Below are 10,152 nucleotides of genomic sequence, written 5' to 3' on the forward strand. Positions count from 1 at the left end.
GATGTAAGGGCCCAGAGATAATGCGCTTCCCGGCAGTCCGTCGGGGGTTTAAACCTCTGGCGGCCTACTACCCATGTTTGTTTGATTTTAAATTTTTTGCGGTGGGATATCAAGGGATTTTTGAACCGCAGATGTTGGCGGATGGACGCGGATGGACGCAGATGTAAGGGCCCAGAGATAATGCGCTTCCCGGCAGTCCGTCGGGGGTTTAAACCCCCGCCTCAAAGCGAAAGTCCTCTCAAAGAGGACTGAAAAACTCATTAGTCCTCGACCGAGGACTTTCGCTATTAGCCAGGGGTTTTAACCCCTGGCGGGATTGTGGGAAAAACCCAGGCTAACTCAACCCTTCAACTAACAGATTGCGAGCATTTTCTAACGCTGACTGCAACTTACTTGCATCGCGTCCTCCAGCCTGGGCTAAATTCGGCCGCCCGCCACCTTTTCCGCCGCAAATTTCGGCAATTTTGCCGATGAATTTGCCAGCTTGTAATCCTTTTTTATTGACTTCCGGACTAAAAGCTGCCACCAAACTTACCTTGTCTGGTTCAGGAATTGATGCTAAAACAACGGCAGCATTTCCTAATTTTTGCTGCAATCTTTCGGCGGCAGTTTTTAATGCTTCTGCATCCACATCTCCCAATTTAGCTACAATGATTTTGAACTCACCAATGGACTCAGCTTGTGCTAGCAATTGGTCGGATTTTGCGATCGCCAATTCGGACTTTGCAGCAGCCAATTGTTTCTGAGTATCCTTCAACTCATTCTGCAAATTAGTAATCCGGTTCGGCAATTCTTCGGGTTTCGCCTTAAATCGATCGCCCAAATCGCGCACCACCCTGTCGCGCACGTTCAAATAATCCAAGACAGCCTGGCCCGAAACCGCTTCAATCCGGCGAGTACCAGCCGCAACCCCCGCTTCGGAAACAATCTTAAACAGCCCGATTTCAGCCGTATTGCTGACGTGAGTCCCCCCGCACAATTCCATCGACACGCCGGGAAAATCGATAACCCGCACCACGTCGCCGTACTTCTCGCCAAACATGGCTGTGGCTCCTTTTTCTCGCGCTTGGGCGATCGGCATTTCGGCAACTTCCGCAACGTGGGCTTCAGCAATCCAACTATTAATTAAATCCTCAATTTTCTCCAATTCTTCTGCTGTGACAGCGCGCGGAGAATTGAAGTCAAACCGCAATCTGTCTGTCGATACCAGGGAACCAGCTTGGGAAATTGAATCGTCTACAATTTTTCGCAAAGCTGACTGCAATAAGTGAGTTGCTGTGTGGTTGGCTTGAACTCTCCGGCGGCCGCTATTGTCAATTTTCGCAGTCAAACTATCGCCAACTTTTAGGGTTCCCCGTTCTACAAACCCGAAATGCACGAAGAAATCCGACTCTTTCTTCACGTCATCAATTCTCACCAACAAACCATCACCAGTTTCTCCGCTTTGCAAATAACCTTTGTCCCCAAGTTGTCCGCCGGATTCTGCATAAAACGGCGTTTGGTTCAACACAACTTGTACCTCGGTTCCCGCCTCTGCTGATTCCACAGCTTCACCGTCAACTAAGATAACTTTGATTTCAGCTAAACTCGACAATTCATTATAGCCAACAAACTCTGTACCCTGGATAGTTTCAGCCAACTTGTCCAAGGAACCTTGCACTGTTAAATCAATGGTTTGATGAGCTTCTTTAGCGCGAGTTTGCTGTTCCTTCATCGCCACTTCAAAGCCGTCTAAGTCAACAGTAATTCCCTGTTCTTCGGCAATTTCTTGGGTTAGTTCTAAGGGGAAACCGTAGGTATCGTAAAGCGTGAAGGCATCTTGTCCGCTGATTTGTTGGTTGGTTTGCTGTTTTGTGCGATCGACAATTTCCTCAAGCAGCTTCTCTCCCCGTTCCAAAGTCTTGAGAAACTGCGCCTCTTCCCTTGCCAATTCTGCCTTAATTTGAGCCTCGCGCGATCGCACATTTGGATAAACTGCTTCCGAAAGAGCGATCGCACTTTCAGCCACCCGCACCGTAAATTCGCCCTGAATGCCAATCAGCCGCCCGTGGCGCACCACCCGGCGAATCAAGCGACGCAAAATGTAACCGCGCCCCACATTTGACGCGCGAATTTCGTCCGCAATCATGTGCACCACAGCCCGAATATGGTCGCCAATTACTTTTAGCGAAACCTTGACATTTTCATCGCTATTGTGGTAATCAATTCCAGCAAGTTCTGCCGCCGATTGGACGATTGGAAAAATCAAATCTGTTTCGTAATTGTTAGGGACTTTCTGGAGGATTTGTGCCATCCGTTCCAATCCCATTCCAGTATCAATATTTTGATTTTGCAGCGGTGTTAAATTGCCCTCTGCATCCTTATTGTACTGCATGAAAACTAGGTTATAAAACTCGATAAACCTGCTATCATCTTCGAGGTCAATATTGTCACCTCTTTCTGGATGGAAATCGTAGTAAATCTCGGAACAAGGGCCGCAGGGGCCTGTGGGGCCAGATTGCCAGAAATTGTCTGCTTCTCCCATGCGTTGAATGCGATCGCCCGGAATCCCAATTTCATCGCGCCAAATCGCAAAAGCTTCGTCATCTTCGCGGAAAACGCTAACAACTAAATTGGACGGTGACAAACCGAAAACTTCTGTGGAAAGTTCCCAAGCCCAAGCAATAGCTTGTTTCTTGAAATAATCCCCAAAACTGAAGTTACCCAACATCTCAAAAAACGTGTGGTGGCGGGCGGTGCGGCCGACGTTTTCGATGTCGTTGGTGCGGATGCACTTTTGCGAAGTGGTAGCGCGCGGTGATTCGGCGGTGCGCTGTCCGAGAAATATCGGCTTAAATTGTAGCATTCCGGCGATCGTCAGCAATACTGTCGGATCTTCCGGCACCAAAGAAGCGCTCGGTAATATTTTATGTCCGCGATCGGCATAAAATTGGAGGAAGGTTTCGCGGATTTGACTACCGCCGAGAGACTTAGGAGAAATAGACATGACAAAAAATGTTAAGTATGTGAAGATGTGGTAGCAATAGAACTCAATACAGTTCAGTTAACAGTGTTTATTACCCGGAGATCGCCCTCGCATCCCCCTGCTTGTAGGGGGACTTTGAGACAACTCTTGTCCCCCCCTTTTTAAGGGGAGCTAGGGGGGATCGGGCTTAACCCAACCGTATTGCAATAGAACTTACATCTATGTGGATATTTATATCATTATACTTAGTAATGTAAAGACTCATCAAGTTTTACAAATAGTGCTTTACTCCTCCCAAAGCTCGTGATAATTTAATAGTAGACACCGAGACAGAAAGAAATAGGAGGTCGCCATATTTAGAAACAAAGTTCGAGGATATAGGCATGGTGTCTCCGGTCTAGATTCCCCAGCGCAGCCGAAATTAACCGATCGCAACTTGGAATAGTGGCAAAACTGCCGATCGCGCAGTCAAGCCAAACCGCAGTCGAGTCAGACTTATTGTGCTTGCGGAATAAAAGTAAAGCTGCACAAGTTGTAAACCTTAGTAAGAAATTCGTTCTCTACCGGAAACACATCTAGTTTGTTAGAAAATCAAAGATTCTCATATTATTGGGTCTGGTCGTTGTCGATCGGGCCCTACGCTTTTTGATAGCAGAAGAGGGCGAGAGGGGAGAAAGTCCGAGGGGGAGAGAGTCCGAGGGGAAAGAATGCCGGTAGAAGCATCTCTGCGCCAGCTATTAGAGTGCGATCGTCTCCCTCGCTTGCGGAACTCACTTCGAGGGTTCCGCTCTATTCGTGCTATCCGGCTCGGACTGCTGTGACTCGATCGATCGAGCTTTTGAGTAATACCTTATACATAACGGGCGATCGTCGAACCCGGTTTTTGCCGTTGCTCCGGCGGTGTGGCATTAGGCACGGTCAAAGATGCGATATCATTGAAAAGTAAGTACCAGACATTAAAACCTACCTCGCGATCGGGGCGAAAGTCTACGTGTGAGGAGCTTGCTGCAAGGCAAGGATAGCAAATCGCTATTTTGGGGAGCCTGGTTCTGGCTCTGATGATTGCCTCCAAGAACCTGAATGTCAGGAGATTTAAAGTTAAACTTCTCCAAAATATCATCCCCGACTAAGGGGTGGGAGTGTCTAACCGTCGAGCTGTGCCAAGTCAAAAAGCCCCTGTATACGACAACTGTCAACGATCGCAGTAAAAGTCGGCATCAGCTCTTTTGGGCCTGGTTAAACAGTTTGACTAGCAGTTTAACAAAAAATATAGTACAGTTCTTAAACTCACAATTTTAGGAGATTCGAGGTAAAATCATGGCCGAAATAACCAAAGAAGAAATGCGCGAACGGCTGGGAAATATTGACCAGATTCGCGATATCATTTTCGGAGCGCAGCTTAGAGAATACGACAATCGCTTCGATAAAATAGATTCTGATTTGTCGATGATGCACCAAGATACGCAGGCTCGCATCGAACAGGTAAAAACAGTTCTGTCGGCAGAAATGAGAGCGGCAGTTGATTCGTTTGAAAAGAAAGTTAAATCCCTTACCTTAAACACCCAAGAAGAAAGCGCCGACCTCCGGCAGCAAATCGATCGCGTTAACCGCAAATTCTCCAGCAGCATAGAAGCCCTGGACGAGGCCATAGACAATCAAACCAGTTCGATTCGCGACGAACTCTCCCAAAGCAGAGAGCGGCTCTCCGAAGAAACTCGCACTCTGAAAACACAAATTTTTGAAGAACTCGATCGGCGCTTTTCCATGCTCAGAGATGTTAAAGTTTCCCGAGACGACATGGCAGAAATTCTGTTTGAACTCGGCATGAGGCTCAAAGGAACAGAATTTGTGCCCGAACTTAAAGGCGTTGCTGATAATAAGTTAAATAGCGAATTTCTGTTGCCGGAGCGCCACCACCACGGATAATAACGCATGGCTTTACCGAAAGAAAATCCGGAAGTTGAAAATCAGCTAGAGGGTTTTGTTTCTCAACCTGACGAGTCTGCTGCCCAGGCAGCATCCCAGCTAGAACCCTTGCTGAATCTGTTAGTCGATCTCAAAATTATTGCTGGTTCAAAACAGCAAAATCCTGAGTCCGAAGGTGACAAAAGCAGCAAAAACGGTCAAGCTGGGGCCCTCGGCGGGTTGATGGATTTGTTAACTATTTCCTCGCCCCAGCCAGAGGAAATTGCAGCACAGCAAAATCCAGCTCCCGAAGGTGACAGGAGCGACAACAATGTTCAAGCTTTTGCCCTCGGCGGGTTGATTGATTTGTTAGCTATTTCCTTGCCCCAGTCAGAGTCCATTGCAGCCGTCGGGTCAGAAACTGCATCTCACCAACCTCAGTCTCCTGGTTCGGCGGATGTTACAGGCGAGTCCAAAAGTTGGCTGTTCGCTACTCAAAAACTCCATACTTCAGAACTAGAAAAAAACTATTCTTCAGCTAAAACTATAGATGTTTCAGCAGATGTTTCGGATCTTCAGACAGAATCGCCACCCCTACAAGCATTGTCTGACTTGAGCATTTCCGATTCTCCCCAGCACCATAGGGGAGAAAAATCCCAGGATTTAGACACCGCTTTAGACGATTTGACCGATCGCCAAACTCTGGCAGCACCCTCCCCAACCGATCCCAATTCCCTAGTTCCCACACTTCCACAGCCGTCAGAAAAAATATATTTAGATGCGGTGGTTGCTGCGCTCCCATCGATGCCACAGTCCCCTGAACAGCCGACACAGCTATCGCAGCGCTCGGAAATATTAGGCGACATTAAACAAAACTTAAATGAAGCCGACAACGCGATGGGAAGGCTGCAAAGTCTGATTTTTGGCTCGCAAATGTCGGATATCGAACAAGTGAAAAATCTTCTGGCAGAAAACGACTTGCCGGGGGTGCGCAATCTGCTAGCAAGCATCGACGATAAATTAGGAAAACTCGAACACCAAATCTACGATCCCCAAGAGCTGATCGCCCTGATGCTGCCTTGGATTGCAGAAATTCTCAGCCGCAAAATTTCCGATTCCAGAGAAGAAGTTGTCAACGCGATGGTACCGATTATTGACGAAGTGATTAGGGCAAAAACTGTGGAAAACAAGTCAGCCATGAGCTCGGCCATCGCTGAATTGCTCCCCGACGCACTTGCTCAACAAATAATCAATTCGCCAGAGGATATTGCTAAGGCGATCGCCCCAGAAATCGGCCTGGCGATTAAAGAGCAAATTCGCCTCGATCAAGAGTCGATCGCCCAAGCCCTCGCCCCGGAAATGGGCAAAGCAATTACAGCCCAAATATCCCTCGAACGCGACTCTATGGTGGATGCTCTCTATCCGGTAATTGGCAGTACGATCGCTAAATACATGGCAGAAGCTATTAAAACTATCAACGAAAAAGTATCAAATAGCTTGAGCATGGAAGGAGTTGGGCGCAAAATTCGCTCCCAAGTACAAGGAGTCTCCGAAGCTGAATTAATCCTCAGAGAATCAATACCTTTTAGCGTCGAAGCAGCATTCTTAATTCACAAAGCATCCGGCTTGGTAATTTCCGAAGTTCAAAACTCAGAAACCTACCAGTTAGAATCAGAAATGGTAGCAGGAATGCTGACAGCTATTCGCAGCTTTGTTAACGAGTGCATCGTTCGACCCGGAGAAATTTCGGAACTCAATCAAATTGAATACGGCGACTCCAAAATTATGCTAGAAGTAGCGGGATACTGTTACATGGCAGTCGTAATTAAAGGACAACCGCCAACTTATTTTGTCAACAAGCTGCGGAAAACAGTTAGTAATCTCATCCTTAATTACGCTAAATTAATTCACCAATTTAACGGCGATCCGGGTACTATACCGGACTCGCTGCACCCGTTTATCAAAACTTTATTCGACCCACCAGAAAAGGAAAAATCAACGAAACCGCCGATCGCCCTAGCAGGTATCAGTTTACTCGCCCTCAGCTTAATCTTAGTACCTTGGGGAATTTATCAATACCGCCGCAACATCGACCGCAGCCTCGAAGCAACTACCGCTTTAGCTTTAGCCTCGACCCCAGAATTAGCAGTTTACCGCTTAAACGCTGACGTTGACGGCAACACTCTCAAGTTAACCGGAAAATTGCCAAATCCCGAATTGCGCGCCAAAGCTGAAAAAATAGCCGCATCAACGGCACCAAATCTGAAATTAGACAATAAAATTATCGCTGTAGATGTACCTCCAGATCCGGTGTTGGCGGCGGCCCAAGTGCAGCAAATCACCGCTGTTTTGAACCGGTTGTCGGGCGTTTCTATTTCTAGTCGATATGCCGATCGCAAAGTTACAGTAGAGGGGACAGTCACCGACGGTGCAGACATCGAGAAAATTGCTCAGTCCTTGAAGCAAATTCCCGGCGTTGAGTTGGTCGTCAGCACTGTTAAACTAGATCCGCTCAAAATCGCCAGCCGTATCTACTTCGAGCAAGGAACGACAACATTAGACTCAACATCAGCAGACATCATCGCCAATATCAAAAGTTTCATGGATCAATATCCTCAAAAACATATTAAGATAATTGGACACAGCGATCGGACTGGGGAACTTGTTACAAATCAACGGTTGTCGCTCCAGCGTGCCGCAGCAGTGCGAGATGCTTTGGTGCGGCAAGGTGCTGACTCCAAGCGCCTCCAAACCGTTTGGAGTTCAAATCCTCCCCCGGGCGTGGAACCCAATCAACCGCTAATTTTAAGCAGATGCGTGCTATTTGAACCCATAACTAAGACCATAAACAGCAAATAATTATGTCAGTTACTATATCTAAAAAAATGTGCATGATCGGCGACTTTGGCGTCGGCAAAACCAGCCTGATCCGCCGTTTTGTCGATCGGCAATTTAGCGACCAATACCTCTCGACTGTCGGAGTAAAAATTTCCCGCAAAAGTATCGTACTAGAAAACACAAAACAGCAGGAAGGTGTCACAGCTCAGTTGCTGATTTGGGACTTGGAAGGCCATACAAAATTCAAAGGAATCGCACCGACTTACTTGCAGGGAGCTAGCGGCGTTTTAATTGTTGCCGATGTCACCCGCTCCGAAACAGTGGAGCGAATTTCCGAACACATCAAACTTTTTTCTTCAGTCAACCCCAAAGGCTCAATAATCATCGCTTTAAACAAAGTAGACTTGATTGACGAGGAAAAATTAGCACTGCTAGTAGAAATCTCTCATTCAATAGGTCAAGACAAAGTAATAGCAGTTTACACAACATCTGCTAAAACAGGCAAAGACGTTGACGAAATTTTCCACAAGCTAGCTTACACAATGGTAGAACCAGTATGAACCCCCTTTTTCATAAGCTTTTGGGCCCGCGACAAACAGAGTATCTGGTAGTAAATCACAATTTCATCATTCAAGAAATCTCTGCCGAAGTCCAGAATTATGCCGATACTCCCGGCGACGCGCTCCCGGGTGCAGATGCTCGCATCAGTTTTCCCGAACTAATTGGCATTGAAAATATCCTGATGTCCATCGTCATGGGACGGCGGCCGAGTTTTGAACTCAAAGGTATCGCTCGGTTTGCCGACAACAACCGTCCTTTATACTTCGATATGTTGGCTATTGAGCATGAAAACGAACAAGATATGGCAAGTAACTTGCTAATTTTGATTGAAGATACCACCGAAAAGATGGTGATGAAGCAATCGTTGATTCAGAGAGCAAATGAAGCTAATCTTTTGGTGAGCGCCTTAGCAGCTTCAAAAGATTATATAGATAAAGTTATTCGCTCAATGGGCGATGCTTTGTTAGTGACAACAACATCAGGAATTATCAAAACAGTCAATCAATCGGCACAATGGTTGTTTGGATACAGCGAAGCAGAATTGATCGACCATCCCCTATCGATAATAGTAGTGGAAGAAAAATTGCTTTACCAAGCTCGACACCGCTATATTTTGTCTCAAAAAGAGCTGCTCAGAGAACTGGAAGTAGTCTGCGTTACTAAAAGTGGAGAAGAAATTTGGGTAGAATTTTCCTGTTCGGCAATTCAGACAGAGTTAGAGGGACTTTACGATTTTATCTATATCGGTAGGGACATCACAGAACGCAAGCAAGAAGAAATAGAAATTCGCCGCTCTTTGGCAAAAGAGCAAGAACTCAGACAGGTAAAATCTCGTTTTTTCTCAATGCTCGCTCACGAATTCGGCAATCCTTTAAATACAGTATTATTTGCTACTCAAATCCTCAAAGAATACGGCGACGAAATCACCAACGAGGAAAAACAAGAATACCTAGAACACGTTAAATCAGCATCTAAACATATGGCTCAGCTATTAGATGACGTGCGGTTGCTCAGCAGCGCCGAAGCTGGAAAACTTAAATTCAATCCCGCACCAGTTGACTTGCCAAAATTTTGCAGCGAGTTAGTAGAATCGATTAAAATTAGTTACGGGAAAAATCATAGAATTAACTTTGTTTCCCGAAAATCAACTCCGCTTGCCAAAAAAAATAATCGGGAGTCGGAGGAAACCCAACACTGGCCAACACTAGATGCAAAATTGCTGCGACACATCTTGACAAATTTGCTGTCAAATGCTGTGAAATATTCGCCGATCGACAGCTATATTGATTTTCAATTAAATTGTCATAATGAAGAAGCCATATTTAAAATTAAAGACGCAGGCATTGGCATTCCAATAGAAGACCAAGAACAACTGTTTGAATCTTATTACCGAGCCCAAAATGTGGGAAAAATACCCGGTACAGGACTGGGTTTATCCATAGTTAAGCAGTGTGTAGACTTGCACGGAGGTCAAATCGAATTTGCCAGCGACACAGGCTTAGGCACTACATTTATAGTCACAATTCCATTTGAAAAACAGAGGTAATACAATTTTCAATTTTCAATTTTCAATTTTCGCTTTGACAATTGGGAATTACCCGCCTAAAAATCGGTACCGCGCCACGTACGCGAGCTTGGCTGGTCGAACCCAAAATTTTAGACAAAAGTTCAAGCTGCCAGATTCATCTGTGGAATAAATGTCAAATCGAAAAATAACGTTGGACGTTGGATGTTCGCTCGGGGGGGACAGCGCTAATAACGAATAACTGATGACTAATGACTAATAACTAATAACTAATGACTAATAACGAATGACTAATAACTAATGACTAATAACTAATAACTAATAACTAATGACTAATGACTAATGACTAATGACTAAT

6 protein-coding genes are annotated in these 10,152 nt (G+C 45.7%); 4 read left to right on the forward strand and 2 right to left on the reverse strand.

Annotated features, from left to right (window positions below; all coding sequences use genetic code 11):
• Nucleotides 1–334 precede the first annotated feature (334 nt).
• The gene (alaS, locus tag QT974_RS21130) at nucleotides 335–2,986 is read right to left on the reverse strand and encodes an alanine--tRNA ligase (protein WP_333470382.1); all 2,652 of its coding nucleotides are present in this window, start codon (nucleotides 2,984–2,986) and stop codon (nucleotides 335–337) included.
• An 829-nt stretch (nucleotides 2,987–3,815) separates the two neighbouring features.
• Complete coding sequence (locus QT974_RS21135) at nucleotides 3,816–4,037, reverse strand: hypothetical protein (protein WP_333470383.1); 222 nt, start codon at nucleotides 4,035–4,037, stop codon at nucleotides 3,816–3,818.
• Between the two features lie 245 nt (nucleotides 4,038–4,282).
• Between QT974_RS21135 and QT974_RS21140 the strand changes: the two genes are divergently transcribed.
• From QT974_RS21140 to QT974_RS21155, 4 genes are read left to right on the forward strand one after another with little or no spacing between them, the layout of a single operon-like run.
• Nucleotides 4,283–4,891, forward strand: a complete 609-nt coding sequence (locus QT974_RS21140; RefSeq protein WP_333470384.1) for a hypothetical protein — start codon at nucleotides 4,283–4,285, stop codon at nucleotides 4,889–4,891.
• 6 nt (nucleotides 4,892–4,897) lie between these two features.
• Nucleotides 4,898–7,729 (forward strand): OmpA family protein, encoded by a 2,832-nt coding sequence (locus QT974_RS21145; RefSeq protein ID WP_333470385.1) that lies wholly within the window; start codon nucleotides 4,898–4,900, stop codon nucleotides 7,727–7,729.
• Nucleotides 7,730–7,731: 2 nt separating this feature from the next.
• Entirely contained in the window at nucleotides 7,732–8,268 is a 537-nt protein-coding gene (locus QT974_RS21150) for a Rab family GTPase (protein ID WP_333470386.1), read from the forward strand.
• Complete coding sequence (locus QT974_RS21155; protein ID WP_333470387.1) at nucleotides 8,265–9,815, forward strand: PAS domain-containing sensor histidine kinase; 1,551 nt, start codon at nucleotides 8,265–8,267, stop codon at nucleotides 9,813–9,815. The genes QT974_RS21150 and QT974_RS21155 overlap by 4 nt, the downstream gene beginning before the upstream one ends.
• Nucleotides 9,816–10,152 lie beyond the last annotated feature (337 nt).

The sequence above is a fragment of the Microcoleus sp. BM001215392 genome, assembly GCF_036700185.1.
Taxonomy (GTDB): Bacteria; Cyanobacteriota; Cyanobacteriia; order Cyanobacteriales; family Microcoleaceae; genus Microcoleus.